The sequence below is a fragment of the Arthrobacter sp. NPDC080082 genome (assembly GCF_040686595.1).
Lineage (GTDB): Bacteria > Actinomycetota > Actinomycetes > Actinomycetales > Micrococcaceae > Arthrobacter.
Genome location: NZ_JBFBKQ010000006.1, coordinates 32,433 through 50,660, shown reverse-complemented (window position 1 = coordinate 50,660; position 18,228 = coordinate 32,433). Strand labels below are relative to the sequence as shown.

At 68.6% G+C, this 18,228-nt stretch carries 14 protein-coding genes and 1 tRNA gene; 6 read left to right on the top strand and 9 right to left on the bottom strand.

Annotation, left to right across the window (positions count from 1 at the left end; genetic code table 11):
* Positions 1–9: 9 nt before the first annotated feature.
* Genes pknB through AB0O44_RS13270 form a run of 7 tightly spaced genes read right to left on the bottom strand, consistent with a single transcriptional unit; the run spans position 10 to position 9,661 of the window.
* The gene (pknB, locus tag AB0O44_RS13300; protein ID WP_364138041.1) at positions 10–1,971 is read right to left on the bottom strand and encodes a Stk1 family PASTA domain-containing Ser/Thr kinase; all 1,962 of its coding nucleotides are present in this window, start codon (positions 1,969–1,971) and stop codon (positions 10–12) included.
* A gap of 6 nt (positions 1,972–1,977) precedes the next feature.
* The gene (locus AB0O44_RS13295) at positions 1,978–3,777 is read right to left on the bottom strand and encodes a protein kinase (RefSeq protein ID WP_364138039.1); all 1,800 of its coding nucleotides are present in this window, start codon (positions 3,775–3,777) and stop codon (positions 1,978–1,980) included.
* The gene (locus AB0O44_RS13290; RefSeq protein ID WP_364138037.1) at positions 3,774–5,231 is read right to left on the bottom strand and encodes a penicillin-binding protein 2; all 1,458 of its coding nucleotides are present in this window, start codon (positions 5,229–5,231) and stop codon (positions 3,774–3,776) included. Before AB0O44_RS13290 ends, AB0O44_RS13295 begins: the two co-directional genes overlap by 4 nt.
* Complete coding sequence (locus AB0O44_RS13285) at positions 5,228–6,691, bottom strand: FtsW/RodA/SpoVE family cell cycle protein (RefSeq protein ID WP_364138035.1); 1,464 nt, start codon at positions 6,689–6,691, stop codon at positions 5,228–5,230. Before AB0O44_RS13285 ends, AB0O44_RS13290 begins: the two co-directional genes overlap by 4 nt.
* On the bottom strand, positions 6,688–8,382 hold the full coding sequence (locus tag AB0O44_RS13280) for a PP2C family serine/threonine-protein phosphatase (RefSeq protein WP_364138449.1): 1,695 nt from the start codon (positions 8,380–8,382) through the stop codon (positions 6,688–6,690). Before AB0O44_RS13280 ends, AB0O44_RS13285 begins: the two co-directional genes overlap by 4 nt.
* A gap of 59 nt (positions 8,383–8,441) precedes the next feature.
* Positions 8,442–8,924, bottom strand: a complete 483-nt coding sequence (locus AB0O44_RS13275; protein ID WP_290257087.1) for an FHA domain-containing protein — start codon at positions 8,922–8,924, stop codon at positions 8,442–8,444.
* Positions 8,921–9,661 (bottom strand): DUF3662 and FHA domain-containing protein, encoded by a 741-nt coding sequence (locus AB0O44_RS13270; protein ID WP_364138033.1) that lies wholly within the window; start codon positions 9,659–9,661, stop codon positions 8,921–8,923. The genes AB0O44_RS13275 and AB0O44_RS13270 overlap by 4 nt, the downstream gene beginning before the upstream one ends.
* A 420-nt stretch (positions 9,662–10,081) precedes the next feature.
* Here AB0O44_RS13270 and AB0O44_RS13265 point away from each other — a divergent pair.
* A tRNA-Leu gene (locus tag AB0O44_RS13265) sits at positions 10,082–10,164 on the top strand.
* A gap of 75 nt (positions 10,165–10,239) precedes the next feature.
* Here the strand turns inward: AB0O44_RS13265 and AB0O44_RS13260 are convergent.
* The gene (locus AB0O44_RS13260; RefSeq protein WP_364138031.1) at positions 10,240–10,785 is read right to left on the bottom strand and encodes a hypothetical protein; all 546 of its coding nucleotides are present in this window, start codon (positions 10,783–10,785) and stop codon (positions 10,240–10,242) included.
* 496 nt (positions 10,786–11,281) lie between these two features.
* Between AB0O44_RS13260 and AB0O44_RS13255 the strand changes: the two genes are divergently transcribed.
* Positions 11,282–12,844, top strand: a complete 1,563-nt coding sequence (locus AB0O44_RS13255) for a CehA/McbA family metallohydrolase (RefSeq protein ID WP_364138029.1) — start codon at positions 11,282–11,284, stop codon at positions 12,842–12,844.
* A 19-nt stretch (positions 12,845–12,863) separates the two neighbouring features.
* On the opposite strand, the gene AB0O44_RS13250 is transcribed toward AB0O44_RS13255, so the two are convergent.
* Positions 12,864–13,550 (bottom strand): TetR/AcrR family transcriptional regulator, encoded by a 687-nt coding sequence (locus AB0O44_RS13250; protein WP_290257084.1) that lies wholly within the window; start codon positions 13,548–13,550, stop codon positions 12,864–12,866.
* A gap of 181 nt (positions 13,551–13,731) precedes the next feature.
* Here AB0O44_RS13250 and AB0O44_RS13245 point away from each other — a divergent pair, with 181 nt between their 5' ends.
* The 4 genes from AB0O44_RS13245 (at position 13,732) to AB0O44_RS13230 (ending at position 18,207) form a co-directional block, all read left to right on the top strand.
* Entirely contained in the window at positions 13,732–15,105 is a 1,374-nt protein-coding gene (locus tag AB0O44_RS13245; protein ID WP_364138027.1) for an NAD(P)/FAD-dependent oxidoreductase, read from the top strand.
* Positions 15,106–15,172: 67 nt separating this feature from the next.
* Positions 15,173–16,123 (top strand): universal stress protein, encoded by a 951-nt coding sequence (locus AB0O44_RS13240; protein ID WP_364138025.1) that lies wholly within the window; start codon positions 15,173–15,175, stop codon positions 16,121–16,123.
* A complete protein-coding gene (locus AB0O44_RS13235; RefSeq protein ID WP_364138023.1) occupies positions 16,120–17,658 on the top strand; it encodes an APC family permease in 1,539 nt (512 codons plus the stop codon). Before AB0O44_RS13240 ends, AB0O44_RS13235 begins: the two co-directional genes overlap by 4 nt.
* A 66-nt stretch (positions 17,659–17,724) precedes the next feature.
* The gene (locus AB0O44_RS13230) at positions 17,725–18,207 is read left to right on the top strand and encodes a pyridoxamine 5'-phosphate oxidase family protein (protein WP_364138021.1); all 483 of its coding nucleotides are present in this window, start codon (positions 17,725–17,727) and stop codon (positions 18,205–18,207) included.
* Positions 18,208–18,228: the final 21 nt, after the last annotated feature.

The window sequence follows — 18,228 nt, the reverse complement described above, 5'->3', positions numbered from 1 at the left end:
AACCCACGGTCAGAGGCCGCCGAGGAGCCCGCCGGAACTGTTGTTGCCGGAGTCCTTGCCCGTTTTGGTGGGCGTCGGGGTGGGCGTGGGCGTCGGTGTTGGCGCGGGTGCCTTGGCCACGGTCACGGTGATGGTCTTGCCTTGCTCCACGGTGGAGTCCGCGGCGTCGCTCTGGCCCGTGACCTTGCCCGGTTCGACCTGGGAGTTCTCCACCTCGGTGACATTGGCGTTTAGGCCCGCATTCTTCAGTGCGGCCTCCGCCTCGGCCCGCGGCAGGCCGACGAGCTGGGGAACCGCCACCTTGCCGGTGGAGACGACGATCTCGACCGTGCTTCCCACCGCCACGCTCTGGCCGGGCGCGGGGTTGGTGGTGATGACAATCCCGGCAGGAACGGTGGCGCTGTTATTCAGCGTGGTCTTTGGCGCGCCCGTCAGTCCGGTCCGCCGCAGCACGTCGCGGGCGTCCGCCTCGGTCCGGCCGGGCAGGTCCGCGGGAATCTTGATGACGCTGGGTCCCTCGGAGATATTCAGCGTGATGTCCGAGTTCCGCTCCAGGCTGCTGCCTGCCGACGGCACGGTTCCCACCGCGGTTCCCTTGGGAATGGTCTCGTGCTGAACGCGGCTGATCTGCGGCTTGAAACCAACGTTGTAGAGCTTCTGCAACGCCTCGGATTCACTAAGGGATGCCACAGACGGCACGTCGACCTTCGCCACCGGCGCCGGCTGCTGGTTGACCATGTTGTACAACCACAGTCCGCCACCGGCCAGGACCAGCAGGGTGAAAATGATCAGCGTCGCAATCCACATCCGGCGGCGGGACTTCTGCTGGCTGCTGGGCTCGCGTTCGGCTGGCAGGTCCAGCGGCATGCCGCCGCTGTCGGGAACCTCGAGGGCACCGACCGCAGCCCCGCCGTCGTCGTGCCCGTCCAGGGACAGGCGCCCGGTGGGGGCATCGTCAAGGAATTTCGCGCCCGTCAGGGCGAACGCCGCCGTGGGCACGTCGGCCGGGGACTCGACCGTGTTCGTCGGGTCGGTGGGTGCCTCGCTGCTGGGCAGGGCCGCGACGCCGACGCCGTTGCGTGCCGCGCGCAGCGCCTGACGGAACGCGGACGCGTCCTGGAAGCGGTCTGCCCGGTTCTTCTGCAGCGCCTTCGCCAGCACGCTGTCCAAGGCCGGAGAGACCTCCGGGTTGAGGCTGCTGGCCGGCTCCGCGATCTCCCGCACGTGCTGGTACGCGACGGACACCGGGCTGTCGCCAACGAACGGCGGCCGTCCCGTCAGCATCTCGTACAGCAGGCAGCCCGCCGAATACAGGTCACTCCGGGCGTCCACCGTCTCGCCGCGGGCCTGCTCGGGAGACAGGTACTGGGCGGTCCCCACCACGGCCTGCGTCTGGGTCATGGTGGCCGAGGAATCAGCCATGGCACGGGCGATGCCGAAGTCCATCACCTTGACGCTGTTAGTGTCCGGGCAGTACATGACGTTGGCCGGCTTGATGTCCCGGTGCACAATACCGGCCTGGTGGCTGTACTCCAGCGCGGACAGCACGCCCAGCGCGAAGTCGACGGCCTGGTCGATGGTGACGTCCTTGGCGCGGATCAGGTCGCGGATGGTCCTGCCGTCCACGAACTCCATCACGATGTACGGGACCCTGACCTGATCGTCGTGGCCGCCGGGGACGGGATGGTCCCCGGTGTCGAAGACGGCCACGATCGAGGGATGGTTCAGCGCCGCGACGGCCTGCGCCTCGCGTTTGAACCGGGCCTGGAACTGCGGGTCGCGGGCCAGGTCCGGCCGCAGCAGCTTGATTGCGACGGTCCGGCCCAGCCGGGTGTCGAGCCCCCGGTACACGTCCGCCATGCCGCCGCGGCCGATCAGCTCACCCAGCTCATAGCGCCCGCTGAGGACGCGCCGGGTGCTCGCCGTGCCGCTGTCCTCCCGGTGCGAAGGAGTTCGGGGTGAGGTGGTCACAACGGCCTACTTGGTGGGGGTGGGGCTCGGGGACGGGGTCTGCGCCGCCGGGGCGGCAGCCAGGTGGTAGGTCACGACCGACCCGGCCTGGACCTGGGTTCCGGACGCCGGCTCGGAGCTGACAAACGTCCCCTCCTGCTGGTTCTTGGTGCCCGGCAGTGGGTCGCCCTTCTGCCAGCGCAGACCGGCGGCCTCGATGGCCTGCTGCACCGACGTTTCGCTGGCGCCCTGCTTGAACTGGGGCACCGCGACCATCTGGGGACCGGATGAGTACGTCACCGTGATCACGTCACCGCGCTGCACCGGTCCGGAGGGGTTGATGTCCGTGACGGTGCCGGGCGTGGACGGATCCGCTACCTGGTTGCCCTTGACCTGCAGCCCCATTCCGATCAGCTGGCTGCGCACGTCGTTGTACTGCCGTCCCAAATATGACTCCGGCACCAGGTTGATGGCAGGCGGCGTGGACACCGTGGGCGTCGCCGAGCTGACGGTCGGCGTCGGCGTGGGGGTCGACGACGTCGGTGCCGCCGTCGTGGACGCCGGCTTCGACGTCGTGGCGGTGGAGGACGGGAACAGGCTGCCGGCCTGCGAGACCACGATCCCGACCAGGGCGAAGAGCACCAGCAGGATCAGGGCGATCAGCGGCCAGGTCCACGGGCTGCGGCCGCGGCGCTTCGGCTCCTCCTCCGGCTCATAGCCGTCGTAGTCCTCCTCGTCCTCCTCCGGCAGCCAGTTGCGTTCGGCGGCCAGGGCGTCGGCCCGGTTCAGGGCATTGCGCGCGCCGTAGCCGCTGGCGGCCGCGGCACCGGCGGCCAGCCCCGCGGCGGCGCCGGCACCGGCGGCCCCGACGACGGGCAGGGCCGAGGTGCGGTTGTCCCCGCCGATCACGCCGGTAGCGGCGGTCTGGACGCTCGTGGGAGCGGTGACGGGACCGTTGGTGTCCTCGAAGAGCAGCATGCCGGGGACCGCTGCGTGCGCGGCGGCGATGTCACCGTTGCGGATTGCGTCCGCTGCTTCGGCCAGCTTGATAGCGTCGGCCGGGCGGTTCTTTGGATCCTTGGCGAGCATGGACATCAGCAGCGCCCGGACCGGGCGCGGCAGGGTGTCCGGCAGCGGCGGCGGGGCGTCGTTGACCTGGGCCAGGGCGATGGCGATCTGCGATTCGCCCGAGAACGGCCGGTGGCCGGTCAGGCATTCGTAACCGATGACGCCCAGGGAGTAGATGTCCGAGGCGCCGGTGGCCGTCTGCCCGGTGGCCTGCTCCGGGGCCAGGTACTGGGCGGTGCCCATCACCTGGCCCGTCTGGGTGAGGGGAACCTGGTCCGCCAGGCGGGCGATGCCGAAGTCCGTGACCTTGACCCGGCCGTCCGGCGTGATCAGCAGGTTTCCGGGCTTGATGTCGCGGTGTACCAGGCCCTGGGCGTGGGCCACCGACAGCGCCCGCGCGGTCTGCGAAATCATCGACAGGGTCCGCTCCGGCGAGAGCACCTGCTCGTGCTCGATGATGCTGCTCAGCGGCTGGCCGGGCACCAGTTCCATCACCAGGTAGGCCGAGCCCTCCTCCTCGCCGTAGTCGAAGACGTTGGCGATGCCGACGTGGTTGAGCAGGGCGGTGTGCCGAGCCTCGGCCCGGAACCGCTGCAGGAAACCGGGGTCGCCGGTGTATTCCTCCTTGAGGACCTTGATCGCGACGATCCGGCCGAGGATTAGATCCTTGGCCTTCCAGACCTCGCCCATACCGCCGATCGCAATCCGGGTGGTCAGCTGGAATCTGCCGCCGAGGGTGATACCCGATGAAGGCCTCACTTGTTCAACACCGCCTCAAAAATCTTCTTCGCATTAGGACTGGTTAGCTGTGCTCCGGTGGTGATGTCCACGCCTTGCATGACGATGGTGACAGCCACTTGCGGGTCATTGGCCGGGGCGAACCCGGTAAACCACGAGTTGTTCTTCCCGTCGCCGAGTTCCGCGGTGCCGGTCTTGCCGGCCACCTGGACGCCCGGAACGGCCGCGCCCTTGGCGATGCCGTCGCTGACCACGCTGGCCATCCACTCGCTGATCTGCCGGGCGATCTCCGGCGTCGTGGAGGTCCGCAGTGACTCCGGCTTCGGTTCGTTGATGATCCGCAGATCGGGGGCCCGGAGGGTCTTGATCAGGTTCGGTTTCATTTCGACGCCGCCGTTGGCGATCGCCGAGGTCATCAGGTTGATCTGCAACGGGGTGGCCCGCACGTCGCGCTGGCCGATCGCGGACTGCGCCAGGCCGGCGTCGTCCAGCGGTTCGGTCGGGAAGAAGCTCTTCGCCGAGTCCAGCTTCAGCTGGTCGCCGAAGTCCTGGCCGAAGCCGAACTTGGCCGCCTGGTCCGCGATGGCCTTCTGGCCCAGGTCGAGTGCGATCTTGGCGAAGGGGGTGTTGCAGGACTGCTGCAGGGCGAACGCGAAGGACGCCGTATCCCTGGTGTAGCAGTTGCCGCCGGCGTAGTTCGGCAACTTGTACTGGATGCCGGGAAACGGCAGCTCCGCCGGGTTGGGCAGTTCGCTGTCCTTGTTGTACTTCCCGGAGCCCAGGGCGGCGGCGGTGTCGATGATCTTGAACACCGAGCCGGGTGCCAGCAGCGCGCCGGTGGGGCCGCTGACCGACTGGTTCAGGTTGATGCCCGGGATCTTGTTCAACGCCGTGATGTTCGCGGCCTCGGCGTCGCTGTCCTGCGTCGCCACGAGGTTCGGGTTGTAGGACGGCTTGGACACCATCGCCAGGATGGCGCCGGTCTTCGGGTTGGTCACCACGATCGAGCCGCGCTGGCCGTCCGGAATCAGGTCGTAGGCGAGTTTCTGGATCTTCGGATCCAGGGTCAGCTCCACCGAGGCGCCCTTGGGCTGGTTGCCCAGGAAGAGCTGGCCGACGCGGTCCAGGAACAGCTGGTCCGAGCTGCCGGCGAGCTGCTCATTCATGGCCAGCTCCATGCCGGTCAGGCCATAGTTCCGGGAGAAGTAGCCGGTGACGCCCGCGTAGAGCTCCGGCTGCGTGTAGGTGCGCTGGAACTGGCAGCTTTCACTGCCCGGCACGGACTGGGCGATCGGGGTGCCGCCGACGATGATGGCGCCCCGGTCGTTGCAGTAGTTCTGGATCAGTGTGCGGGTGTTCCAGGCGTTGGCCTTCAGTTCGTCGGCGCCAACCACCTGCACGTAGCTCAGGGCCCCGAAGATCAGCGCGAACATGGCGATCGCGGCGATCCAGGAGTTTCGGATGGCCTGGTTCACAGGGAGGTCACCGCCTCGGTCGGAGCGTCTGGACTGGAAGGTTTGCCGGGCCGGGGCGCGGGGGCGGCCGCGGGCTTCGGCGGGACGGCCGGTGCGTCGGCGCGGGTCTCGGGAGCCTGGCCCGGCGGCAGCGGCGTGGTGTCGACCGGGCCGCGGGCGGTGTGCGAGATCATCAGCAGCAGCCCCACGATGATCCAGTTCGCCAGCAGCGACGAACCGCCGGCGGCCAGGAACGGCGTGGTGAGGCCCGTGAGCGGGATCAACCGGGTGACGCCGCCGATGACGACGAAGCACTGAAGCGCGACGGCGAAGGACAGGCCCGTGGCCAGCAGCTTCCCGAACGCGTCCCGGGTGCCCAGGGCGGCGCGGAAGCCGCGGGTGAAGAGCAGCAGGTACATGAGCACGATTGCGAACAGTCCGATCAGGCCCAGTTCCTCACCGAAGGAGGCGACGATCATGTCGCTGTTGGCGAAGGGGACCAGGTTGGGCCGGCCCTGGCCCAGGCCGGTGCCGACGAGGCCGCCGTTGGCCATGCCGAAGAGACCCTCGACAATCTGGCGGCTGCCGCCGAACTCGCGGCCGTAGACCTCCTCCGTGAACGCGTTCCACCAGCCGTCGATCCGGAGCGCCACGTGGGAGAAGACCTTGGCGGCAGCGAACCCGCCGGCCACCATCAGGACGACGCCGATGATGACCCAGCTGATCCGGCTGGTGGCGACGTAGATCATCACCAGGAACAGGCCGAAGAACAGGATGGAGGTGCCCAGGTCGCGCTGGAAGATCAGCACGCCGATGCTGACCAGCCAGGCCGTGATCATCGGGCCCATGTCCTTGATGCGGGGGAACTGCACGGGGCCGACCTTGCGGCCGGCGAGCAGGATGAGGTCCCGGTTCGAGGAAAGATACCCGGCGAAGAATATGGCGAGGGTGATCTTGGCGACCTCGCCGGGCTGGAAGGTCATCGAGCCCAGCTTGATCCAGACGCTGGCGCCGAGCACCTCGCCGGCGGAGATGCCGGGGACCAGGGGGAGGACCAGCAGCACCGCACTCGCGGCGAGTGAGATGTAGGTAAACCGCCGCAGCAGGCGGTGGTCCTTGAGGAAGAATACGACGGCGATGGCGACGGCCATGGCCACCAGCGTCCACCGGAGCTGGTTGTTGCCGGTGTCCTCGCCGACGCGGTCGAGGCGGTGGATCATGGCCAGGCCCAGGCCGTTGAGGGCAATGACCAGCGGAAGTATTACCGGATCGGCATACTTGGCCCGGAACCGCAGCACCAGGTGGAAGGCCAGGGCGGCGGCGGTCAGCAGCCCGGACTGGAACCAGAAGTCTGTGTCGAAGGCCTTTTGCCGGTCCACACCCACGAGTGCGTTGGCGCCGATGCCGACCAGGAGAGCCAGGATCAGCAGGACCAATTCGACGTTGCGACGGGGCTTGGGCGTGGGATCGATGGGGGTCATTTTGATCCCTCGCAGTTGGGTGTGGGGGTGGGCCGGGCGGAGCCGGACGGCGCCGGGGCGGCCGCGGAGCCGGACGGCGAAGCGGTCGCCTGCCCGCTGGGGCTGGCCGATCCGGTGGGGCTGACCGTGCCGGTGGGGCTGGGGCTGGGGGAGGGCGTCAGGCACTCATCGGCGGGGGAGGTCAGGCCTGTGCGTTCCAGGTTCTTCACGATCCGCTGCGCGTCGTACAGGTCCCGGGCCGGGACGGTCTGGCGGACGCGCTGCTGGGAGAACTCGGGCAGGTCGGACATCTTGATGTCGGTGACCGTCTCCAGGGTGGAGAGCGGAATCGGCCCCAGCTGCTGGGAGACGCCGTTGAAGATGGCCACGTGCTGGTTGTGTTCCCCGATGTAGTACCGGGTCTGGGTCCAGGCGTAGCCCAGCCACAGTCCGAGCCCCAGCACGATCGCGATGGCGGCGGCTATCGAGATGGTCAGCCAGCGGCGGCGCTTGACCGGCGGCTTGATCTCGTCGGTTTCCTCGCGGGCCGGATCGGCCTTGTGGGTAAGGACGGTTGCGGCGCGTCGGGCCACGGTGCGGCCGGCGATCGACGGAATGGATCCGCTCTCGGCGGCGGAGGCGGCGGCACCGACGAGTTCGTGCGGGCGGCTGGACAGTTCCTCGCGCAGCACCTCGGCGGAGAGATGCTCGCCGAGGTTGGGGTCGGTGGCCGGGGACGGCTCGTCCGCGGGCTTTCCGGCGTCGCCGTCCTTGACCCCGTCGCCGGTGGTGTTTTTGGAACCGGGCATGCTGGCCGCGTAGGTGCTGCCGGCCGCATCGGTTTCCGCGGTGGCTGACGCACCGGCGGCTGCGCCGGCAGCAGGCTTGGCGGAGGGCTTGCCGGCGTCGGTCGTCTCGGCGGGGGGCTGCACGGTGGCGGACACGGCTCGGGGCAGCACCACCTCAACTGCGGCGGTGTTGACGTCGTCACCGGTCTGCTCGGCGATGTCGAGCACCACCACGGTCACGTTGTCCGGGGAACCCGCCTCGAGGGTGAGGTCCACCAGCGTTTCGGCGCATTCGCGCAGGCTCTTCGTCTCGCGGATGGTCCGTTCCACTACGTGGCCAGCCACGTAGTTCAGGCCGTCCGAGCAGAGCAGCCAGCGTTCCCCGGGCTGGACGTCGAGGATGTCCAGGTCGAGTTCGGGGCTGGCGTCCACGTCGCCCAGGACGCGCATCAGGACGTTCTTGTGCGGGTGGGTTTCGGCTTCCTCCGGGCGGAGGCGGCCCTCGTCGATGAGCCGCTGCACGAAGGTGTGGTCCACGCTGACCTGCTCGAAGACCCCGTTACGCAGCCGGTAGGCACGGGAGTCGCCGATGTGGGCGAAGTGCAGCTTGCCGCCGGCCAGCAGGAGGGCGGTCACGGTGGTGCCCATGCCGGCGAGCTTCGGGTTCATGTGGACCAGCTCGGAGAGCAGGGAGTTGGCCGTCTGGATCTCGTCGGCCAGGACGGTGTCCGCCTCGCCGGCCGCGGTGTCGTAATCGTCGCGGTCCAGGTGGATCATGTCCAGCACGGTCGCGGCGGAGGCGACGTCACCGCCGGCGTGGCCGCCCATGCCGTCCGCGACGACGGCGAGGTGCCGGCCGACGTAGGCGGAGTCGTCGTTCTTGGAGCGGACGCGGCCGACGTCGGAGCGCGCGGCGTAGCGCATGATGAGCGGCCGCTCCTGGGCAGATGCCTGGTTCGCGGGGGTTTGGGTAGCAGCCACGGCTACGGCCTCAATTCAATGACCGTCTTGCCGATTCGCACGGGGACACCCAGCTCCACCGGGAGGGCCCGGGTCAGCTGCTGCTCTGCGAGATAAGTGCCGTTGGTGGAACCGAGGTCCTCGATGAACCAGCGGCTGCCCTGCGGGAACAGGCGGGCGTGCCGGCCGGAGGCATAGTCGTCCTCGAGGACCAGGGTGGCTTCCTGCGCGCGGCCCAGCAGGATGGGGCTGGCCGCCAGCGGCAGGGTGGTGCCCTTGAGGGGACCCTCCGTCACCACGAGCTGGCGGGCCTGCTGCTTCACCGGCGCCGGTGCGGGCTCGGCCAGGGAGGGGTTGCGTCGTACCTGCCGGGCCGTGGGGGCACCGGCGGCGGCCTTCCGGCCGATCATCAGGTCGCGCCGCATGGCCGAGACAATGCTGAAGATGAGGACCCAGAGCAGGATGAGGAAGCCAAACCGCAGGGCCGTGATGGTCAGTTCGCTCACGGGCGGCCGCCCTGGCTGGGGGGCAGAAGGCGGAAGATGATCTTGGTCCGTCCCATGGTGATGGTGGCGCCGTCGGAGAGTTCCGCGGAGCCGACTACTTTGTGTCCGTCGACGTAGCTGCCGTTGGTGGAACCCAGGTCGATGGCCTGGGCCGTGCCGTGGCCGGTCCGGATTTCCAGGTGCCGGCGTGAGACGCCCGTGTCATCGATCAGGATGTCCGCCTCCGAGGAGCGGCCGAGGACGACCGAGGGCGCATTCAGCGAATACCGCTGGCCGTTGATGTCGAGCACCGGCTGCAGGTTCGCCGCGGGCTGGCGTGACGGCGTGACCGGCATCGGCGTGGGCCCGGCGGCCGGGGCCCCACCGGACTTTTCGGTTCGGGAGCTGATGTCGAAGTCGCCTGCCTTGCGGTCGCCGTCGTGGCGGAAGCTGATCCGCACGGGACCCTGCAGGGTGTAGCCCTGGCTGCGGACGTGGTTGATGACGACGTCGCACAGTTCTTCGGCCAGCGGGGTTCCCCATTCCTGGGCCCGTTCGAAATCGTCTCCGCTTAGCAGTACATCGAAGACGTTGGGGGCCAGGGTGCGGCCGGCGGCGATGGTGATGGCCTTATCGTCCACCTCGCGGCGGAGGTGGCTGGCGATCTCGACCGGCTCTACCCGCGCCCGGGAACCGGTGGAGAAGACGCCGCGGACGGCCTTTTCAATGCCGCGCTCGACCTTGTCTAGCAAGCCCATGGTCCCTCTCCTTTCCTGACAGCTGCGGGGCAGCGTTTTGTTCCGGAACTCGGTTTCCAACTAACGCGGGAGTCCACCGGGATCGGGCACTCCTACATCAGATACTACTGTCCATGGCTGGGAATGGCCTTAATGCGGCCCGCCGTCGGGGCTGTTATTCCCAGGGTCGCCACCGGCGCTGACGTGGGCGGACGCCCGGGAGGGCGGCAGTGTGACGGCGGCCGGACGGGGCGGGCAGCCGCCCGGCCGCGGGCCAGGAAAGCGGGTGTGCGGCGGTCGAAAATGGCCCCTTGGGACGCCTCCAGGAGGGGCTGAAACGGCCGATTAGTGTTTTCCCGCAGGTGTCCGTTATGCTTGATCTCGCTGCTTTCACGAGGCGGAGGTTCCGGAAACGGACTACTGCCGAGCGGAAGAAGTTGCGCGCGAGTGGCGGAACGGCAGACGCGCTGGCTTCAGGTGCCAGTGTCCGAAAGGGCGTGGGGGTTCAAATCCCCCCTCGCGCACGCATAAAAGAACCCCGGTCTTAGGACCGGGGTTCTTTTTGTCTCTACCCACGCGTAGCGGCTCGGGCGTGACTCCTACGGAGAGACGGTCAGGGACGCGACTGGCTGGAGGATTGGGTTGGTGACGGTGACCTTGATCGGGCCTGGGGCCACATCGAAATTCACGAAACCCCGGTTCTTGTCGCCGACGGCAACTGGACTGGAGCCGATGATGCCGTCGCCGAATATCGCGATGTCAGCCTTGCGGCCGTCTGCGTCTTTGGCGTCGAAATACATCGGATTGGAGCTCGTCGTGCCCTTCTCGGTCTCCCAGAGGACGTCCAGCTGCAGGAACTTACCGTTCTTGGACTTCGGGGCGAACTGGTTGGTGCTGATCGAATCAACGAACTTGGCCGAGAGAATGGTGATCTTGGCGACGTTGCCATTGCCCATGTCCGCGGTGAACGGTGTGCCGACGGTCGGCTCGGCGGCCTTGGCATCGGCGGGTGCTGCGGCGGCCGCGGGGGCTGCGTTAGTGGAACCGTTGGGGCTGGGGGCCGAGGATGCGGTAGTGGATCCGCCGCAGCCGGCGAGGAGGAGGGGGACGACGATGAGCGCTGTGAGCGCCGGGTTCTTCTTCATGGTTTGCTTTCTGTCCGCGAAATGTTGATGGCGGAGCACCAAAAGAAAAACAGCGTCCCCCAACGGGGTGAAATTACCCCCGCATAGGTTTCCCGGACAGGGTCCGAAGGCCCGGAATCAGACGAAGGACCCCGGAGCCCCGGAGGCACTATCGCCCTCTCCTTGGCCAGGATCACGACGTCGAGCTGGGGGCGATCGCGGTCGCTCCATGGGCGCCCGGGGCCACAGGACTAGCTTCTTTCCGTTGGCCAGTTCGTCCTTCTTGTGGGCAAAGGTTCTGTTCCGATCCGGCGGCAATAGAGGTGGCGCGACGTGCTGAAGTCAGAGACTCTTCGAAGTCAGACTATGTGAATGGAAAAATGCGCTTGCCGAGGCGCAGGTGCGGCCAGCTCCGCTACTGCCCCGGACACCCGACGGCGGTATTCCCAGCGGACGTTCACATCCCGGCCAACCCGTGCCCCCCGGGAGTTCAGCTGCCGCCGTGAGCATGGTCCGCGTGACTTCACCATGCAAGGCCCACGAGGCCATCACCCCCGCTCTTTCTCCCAGCCGCAGAGGCTTCCTCGCCGCCGCCATGACCGGCGCGGCCCTGACGCTGGCCCCCATGAACTTCGCGGCCGCCGCCGACGGCAGCGCCACCACCAAAACCCTCACTGGCCACCTCGATCCCGGTGCCGCCGACTTCGTCTACCTGCCGGTCGAGGTCCCCGCCGGGGTCAACAAGATCAGCGTCAGCTACAGCTACAGCAAGCCCTCCGTCGCCGCCGGCCTGCTGAACAACGCCTGCGACATCGGCGTCTTCGACGAGAAGGGCACCGCGCTCTCCGGCAAGGGATTCCGTGGCTGGTCCGGCGGATTCCGGACCGAATTCTTCATCAGCGCCGCCGAGGCCACCCCCGGCTACCTGCCCGGCCCCGTGGGAAAGGGCACCTGGAACATCGCGCTCGGCCCCTACCAGGTGGCCGAACAGGGCATGGACTACACCGTCACTGTCACCCTGGACTTCGGCCCGGACGCCGCACCCTACCGTCCGCAATATCCGCCGCAGCAGGTGGCCGGCAAGGGGCCGGGCTGGTACCGCGGCGACGCGCATCTCCACACCGTCTACTCCGACGGCAAGCGGACTCCCGGGGAAGTCGCCGCGGGTGCCCGTGCCGGCCGCCTGGACTTCATGATCAGCACCGACCACAACACCCCGGCCTCACACGGCGCCTGGGGCCCGCTGGCCGGCAACGACCTCCTGATCCTCACCGGTGAGGAGGTCACCACCCGCAACGGCCACTACCTGGCGCTGGGGCTGGAACCGGGCGACTGGATCGACTGGCGCTACCGCGCCCGGGACAAGGGCTTCGAGCAGGAGGCGCAGCACATCCACGCCTCCGGCGGCCTGGTGGTCCCCGCCCACCCCTACTGCCCCTACGTGGCCTGCCGCTGGAAGTTCGGCTACGACGACGCCGACGCCGTGGAGGTCTGGACCGGCCCGTGGACCGCCGATGACGAGTACGCCATCAACACCTGGGACTCGATGCTGGCCCAGTCGGCCCGCACCGGCGGCCGCTGGCTGCCCGCCATGGGCAACAGCGACGCCCACAGCGCACCGCAGGTGATCGGCTTCCCGCACAATGTGGTCTACGCGAAGGCGCTGTCCCGGGACGGCGTGCTGGAAGGCATCCGCAACGGGCGCAGCTGGATCGCCGAGTCCGCGGACATCACCGTTGACTTCGGCGTCGCCGTCGGCGGCCGCACCGCCGGCGTGGGCGAGCGGATCGCGGCGGCACCGGACGCGCGGGTCACCGTCACGGCCAAGGTCTCCGGCGTCGCCAACGGCGTGGTCCGGTTCATCACCGACGAGGGCCAGACCCAGCAGTTCGCCCTGCCCGCCTCCGGGATGGGCACCTGCACCTGGCTGACGACGCCGCAGCTCGCGGCATACATCCGGGTGGAGGTCCGGCACCCGCTGCCCGACGGGACGGCCAGCAACGGGACGGCGATGGGCACCACGCTCCAGCTCGGTCCCATGGCGGCGCTGACCAACCCGGTTTTCCTCGACGCCAAGTAGCCCGCCCGGAAGGCTGCGCCTAGGACCTCAGGGCGCCGAAGCCCGCGATCAGCGCCTCAAGGCCCAGGCTGAAGGCGGTGTCCGCCTGGTTGGCGTAGCCTTCCGTGCCGAGGCTGGCGACGGCGGCCGTGAAGTTCGGCGTCGACGCGGCCAGGCTGCCGGCGTCGAAGATGTCCGCCGGCGCCGTGACGTCGTAAGCCGAACCGAAGATAAAGGACTCCAGCGCCACGATGGCCGCGACAATCCGGTCCTGCGGGAAGCCCGCGCGGCGGAAACCGGCGCTGACCGCCTCGTACATGGCCAGGGTCTTCGGCGCGTCCGCCACCGGCAGCACGGCAATGACCGGAATCAGCGGCGTGTGGCGGGAGAACACGTCCCGGTAGCTCCAGGCCCACTCCCGTACGGCCTGCTCCCACGGCAGGGTCTCGAACGCCGAGACGTCGACGAACGAGGTCAGGTGGTCCTGCACCAGCACCAGCACCTCGCGCTTGGAGGCGACGTGGTTGTACAGGGCCGACGGCGCCACGTTCAGCGTCTTCGCGAGGGCGGCCATGGTGAACCCGTCGTAGCCGCTCTTGCGCACCAGTTGCAGGGCCGCGGCGGTGATGCCGTCCTGGTCCAGGACCGCGGCGGCGGGGCGGCCGACGCGGCGGCGCGAGACCGCCGGGCGGTGCGGTTCCGTGGTGGCGTTGCTGGCTGCCGGCATGCCCTGCCCTTCTCTTCCTGCGGATCCGGGAGGCTCCCGGCGGGTGTCCTCTGGATTATTCCACCGACGGCAACCTTGCGCCGAGGTCTTCCCTCCGCGCCCCTCCGGCGTTATAGTCGTCACTAAATGAATGGCATTCATTTAGTGGTCCGCATCACTCAGCGGACCCGGAGAGGACATCATGCTGGAATTTGACCGCGACGTCGCCATCGTAGGAGCGGGCCCCGCGGGCCTGACCGCGGCCCGCGAACTGCGGAAGGCCGGGCTGAGCGTGGCCGTGCTGGAGGCCCGCGACCGCGTGGGCGGCCGGACCTGGACCAACACCATCGACGGCGCCATGCTGGAAATCGGCGGCCAGTGGGTCTCCCCGGACCAGACCGCCCTCCTGGAACTGCTGGACGAACTCGGGCTCGAAACCTACGACCGCTACCGCGACGGCCAGGCCGTCTACCTCGGAGCCGACGGCAAGCGCACCCTCTACACCGGGGAAACCTTCCCGGTCAGCGAGACGACGGCGGCCGAGATGGCCAAGCTGACCGACCTGCTGGACACCCTCGCCGCCGAGATCGGCCCCACCGAGCCGTGGGCCCACCCCAAGGCCCGCGAGCTGGACACCATCTCCTTCCACCACTGGCTCCGCCAGAACTCCACCGACGAGGAAGCCTGCAACAACATCGGCCTCTTCATCGCCGGCGGCATGCTCACCAAGCCGGCACACGCGTTCTCCGCCCTGCAGGCCGTGCTGATGGCAGCGTCGGCCGGCTCCTTCACCCACCTCACCGACGAGGACTTCATCCTGGACAAGCGCGTGGTGGGCGGCATGCAGCAGGTCTCCGTGCTCCAGGCGGCGGAACTGGGCGACGACGTCGTCCTCTCCAGCCCTGTGCGCAGCATCACCTGGGCGGACGACACCGCCACCGTGGTTTCCGACCGTGCCACCGTCACCGCGCGCTACGTCATCATGGCCGTCCCGCCGAACCTGTACTCCCGCGTCTCCTACAACCCCCCGCTGCCGCGCCGCCAGCACCAGATGCACCAGCACCAGTCCCTGGGCCTGGTCATCAAGGTCCACGCCGTCTACAGCTCGCCGTTCTGGCGCGAGGAGGGCCTCTCCGGCACCTGCTTCGGCGCCGACGCCCTGGTCCAGGAGGTCTACGACAACACCAACCACGAGGACCCCCGCGGGACCCTGGTGGGCTTCGTCTCGGACGAGAAGGCGGACGCCATGTTCGAACTCAGCGCCGAGGACCGCCGCCGCGCCATCCTCGAATCGATCGCCGGGTTCCTGGGCCCGAAGGCGCTGGAGCCGGAGGTCTACTACGAATCCGACTGGGGCTCGGAAGAGTGGACCCGCGGAGCCTATGCCGCCAGCTACGACTTGGGCGGCCTGCACCGCTACGGCAAGGACCAGCACGCCCCCGTCGGTCCCATCCACTGGGCCTCCTCCGACCTCGCGGCCGAGGGATACCAGCACGTCGACGGCGCCATCCGGATGGGCCGCCAGGTGGCAGCCCGCATCGTCGCCGCCGCCGACCGGCTCCCGGCCGGCCGCTGATCCGGCGCGCCACCCCGTGACCCAGCTTGTGACCCAGTCCAGCACCCAACCAGAGAGGTCGGTCAGTATGCGATATGTAGTGGGATATTCCGCGAACGCCAGAGGCCGCGACGCCGTCAACCTGGCCGTCTCCCTGGCCCGCGGCCGCGGCGCCGCCCTGGACCTCGTCGTCGCCATTCCGGAGGCCGCGCCGTTCAACGCCGCGCACGCCCCCGCCGCCGGCTACGACAACTACCTGCACCAACAGGCGCAGGAATGGCTCGACGAGGGGCTGCGGCTGATCCCCGCGGACGTGCCCGCCTCGGCGCATATCCGCAGCGGAGAATCGGACGCCCAGACCCTGATCGATGCCTGCGACGAGTTCGGCGCCGACATGCTGGTCATCGGCGCCACCAGCAACGGGCTGTTTAAGCGGTTCACCGTGGGCTCCGTGGCCGGCGCCCTGCTGCACGCCGCCACCGTACCGGTGGCCCTGGCGCCGCACGGCTACCACCGGCGCGAAGCGCTGACCCGGGTCAGCTGCGGGCTGGGCGACCGGCCCGGCGCCGAGGAACTGCTGGATTACGCGGTGTCGATGGCCACCAACCGGCACGTCCCGCTGCGCGTCGTCTCGCTGCTCACCCTCGACGAGGGCGACTCGGCCGAGGCCGCGGAAGCCGCCCGAGCGTACGCCGCCCGGCACCTCGCCGCCGCCCTGCCGTCCGCCGGCACTGCGGGGGAGTCCGGCAGCCCAGGCGCCGACGGCGGGCCCGCCGCGGCCGCCCACCCCTCCGACGTCGTCGTGGCCCAGGGCCGCAGCGTCGAGGAGGCCGTGGACCGGCTCGACTGGGAGGACGGCGAAATCCTGCTGATCGGCTCCAGCCGGCTGGCCCGGCACCGCTCCATCTTCCTGGGCAGCACCGCCAACCGGATCCTGCGCGCCCTGCCGGTTCCCATGATCGTGGTCCCCAGCGACTACGAGCTCAAGAGCCCGTCCCATTCACCGTCGAATGACCCATCCCGAGAGGCACAAGCATGAGCATCAAACACGCGACGTCCGGCGCCGCCGGCACCGTGCAGCAGCACGGTCTGAGCGAGAAGGGCCTGAAGGCCGGCTCGGTGGGCCTGATCGGGGCCGTGGTCATCGGCGTTTCCTGCATCGCCCCCGCCTACACCCTCACCGCCGCGCTCGGCCCCACCGTCTCCGAGGTGGGCGTCCACCTGCCGGCGATCTTCCTGGTCGGCTTCATCCCCATGCTGCTGGTGGCCCTGGGCTACCGCGAGCTGAACAACGCCATGCCCGACGCCGGCACCTCCTTCACCTGGGCCTCCCGGGCGTTCGGACCTTGGATCGGCTGGATGGGCGGCTGGGGCCTGATCGCGGCCACCATCATCGTGCTTTCCAACCTGGCCGCCGTCGCCGTCGACTTCTTCTATCTGATGCTCGCCCAGATCTTCAACAACCCCGAACTGGGCGACCTGACCAAGGTGCTGCCGCTGAACATCGCCACCACCCTGGTCTTCATCGCCCTTGCCTGCTGGATCTCCTACCGCGGCATGGAAACCACCAAGACCGTGCAGTACGTCCTGGTGGGCTTCCAGCTGCTGGTGCTGGGCTGGTTCGCCATTGCGGCGTTCAGCCACGTGGCCAACGGCACCGCCTTCGACGCCACCGCGATCGCCCCGGACTGGTTCAACCCGTTCGCCGTCGAATCCTTCTCCGCCTTCGCCGCCGGCGTCTCACTCTCGATCTTCATTTACTGGGGCTGGGACGTCACCCTGACGATGAACGAGGAAACCCGCAACCCGGAGAAGACGCCGGGCCGCGCCGCCACCGTCACCGTCCTGGTGATCGTGATCATCTACATGACGGTCGCACTGGCCACCCTGGCGTTCGCCGGCGTCGGCGAGGAAGGCCTGGGTGCCGGCAACCCCGAGAACCAGGGCAGCATCTTCGCGATCCTCGCCGGACCGGTCATGGGCCCCTTCGCGATCCTGATGTCCCTGGCCATCCTCAGCAGCTCCGCGGCCTCCCTGCAGTCCACCTTCGTCTCGCCGGCCCGCACGCTGCTCTCGATGGGCCACTACCGGGCGCTGCCGGCAAAGTTCGGCACCATCAGCCCCAGCTACAAGTCCCCGAGCTTCGCCACGATCGCCTCCGCGGCCGCGGCCGCCGGCTTCTACGTCATCACCCGCACCCTGTCCGAGAACGCCCTCTGGGACACCATCACCGCGCTGGGCATGATGATCTGCTTCTACTACGGCATCACCGCCCTGGCCTGCGTCTGGTTCTTCCGCGCCCAGGCGTTCCGCGGTGCGCACTCGTTCTTTTTCAAGTTCCTGGCACCCCTGCTGGGCGGCGTGATCCTGCTGGTCATGTTCGTCAAGACCGCCTACGACTCGATGGACCCCGAGTACGGCTCCGGCTCCTCGATCGGCGGCCTGGGCCTGGTGTTCATCCTGGGAATGGGCGTGATCCTGCTGGGCGTGGTCCTGATGCTGGTGATGGCCAGGCTGCGGCCGGAGTTCTTCCGCGGCCAGGTACTCTCCCGCGGACGGCAGCTTGAAAACTAAGCACCCTTATCAATAGGCTGGCGGCAGGAGGACTTCCCTCCGGACTTCTCAAGACGAGGTGAGCACATGTCGGACGCGCAGGACATCAGCAAGGTGACGGACATCATCAACCATTCCCGGATTGGAATGTTCACCACCATCAACGAAAAGAACGCCCTGGTCAGCCGTCCGCTGGCGGTCCAGGACGTGGAGAACGACGGCGACATGTGGTTCTTCACGTCGCAGGACACCTCCCAGGTGGCCCACGTGAAGGCCAACCCCGCCGTGAACGTCTCCTTCGGCAAGGGCACCGAGTGGGTTTCCGTGGCCGGGACCGCGGAGATCGTCACCGACCGCCAGGCGATCCGCGACCGCTGGAACCAGGCCGTCGAGGCCTGGTTCCCGGACGGCCCGGAAACCCCCGGCGTGGTCCTGCTGCGGGTCGACTCGGACTCCGCCGAGTACTGGACCAGCCCGGGCGGCACCGCGGCCACCGTGCTGCAGTGGGTCAAATCCAAGGTCACCAACAGCCGGATGAGCGTGGGCGAGAGCGGCACCGTCGAGCTCTAGCTCTTACGGCCCCGAACCACG

Bases quoted from the DNA above. Each gene is read 5' to 3' on its own strand.
- AB0O44_RS13285 (WP_364138035.1), bottom strand. From the start codon at position 6,691: ATGACCCCCATCGATCCCACGCCCAAGCCCCGTCGCAACGTCGAATTG.
- AB0O44_RS13280 (WP_364138449.1), bottom strand. From the start codon at position 8,382: ATGCGCTACGCCGCGCGCTCCGACGTCGGCCGCGTCCGCTCCAAGAAC.
- AB0O44_RS13270 (WP_364138033.1), bottom strand. From the start codon at position 9,661: ATGGGCTTGCTAGACAAGGTCGAGCGCGGCATTGAAAAGGCCGTCCGC.
- AB0O44_RS13260 (WP_364138031.1), bottom strand. From the start codon at position 10,785: ATGAAGAAGAACCCGGCGCTCACAGCGCTCATCGTCGTCCCCCTCCTC.
- AB0O44_RS13250 (WP_290257084.1), bottom strand. From the start codon at position 13,550: ATGCCGGCAGCCAGCAACGCCACCACGGAACCGCACCGCCCGGCGGTC.
- AB0O44_RS13245 (WP_364138027.1), top strand. From the start codon at position 13,732: ATGCTGGAATTTGACCGCGACGTCGCCATCGTAGGAGCGGGCCCCGCG.
- AB0O44_RS13240 (WP_364138025.1), top strand. From the start codon at position 15,173: ATGCGATATGTAGTGGGATATTCCGCGAACGCCAGAGGCCGCGACGCC.
- AB0O44_RS13235 (WP_364138023.1), top strand. From the start codon at position 16,120: ATGAGCATCAAACACGCGACGTCCGGCGCCGCCGGCACCGTGCAGCAG.
- AB0O44_RS13230 (WP_364138021.1), top strand. From the start codon at position 17,725: ATGTCGGACGCGCAGGACATCAGCAAGGTGACGGACATCATCAACCAT.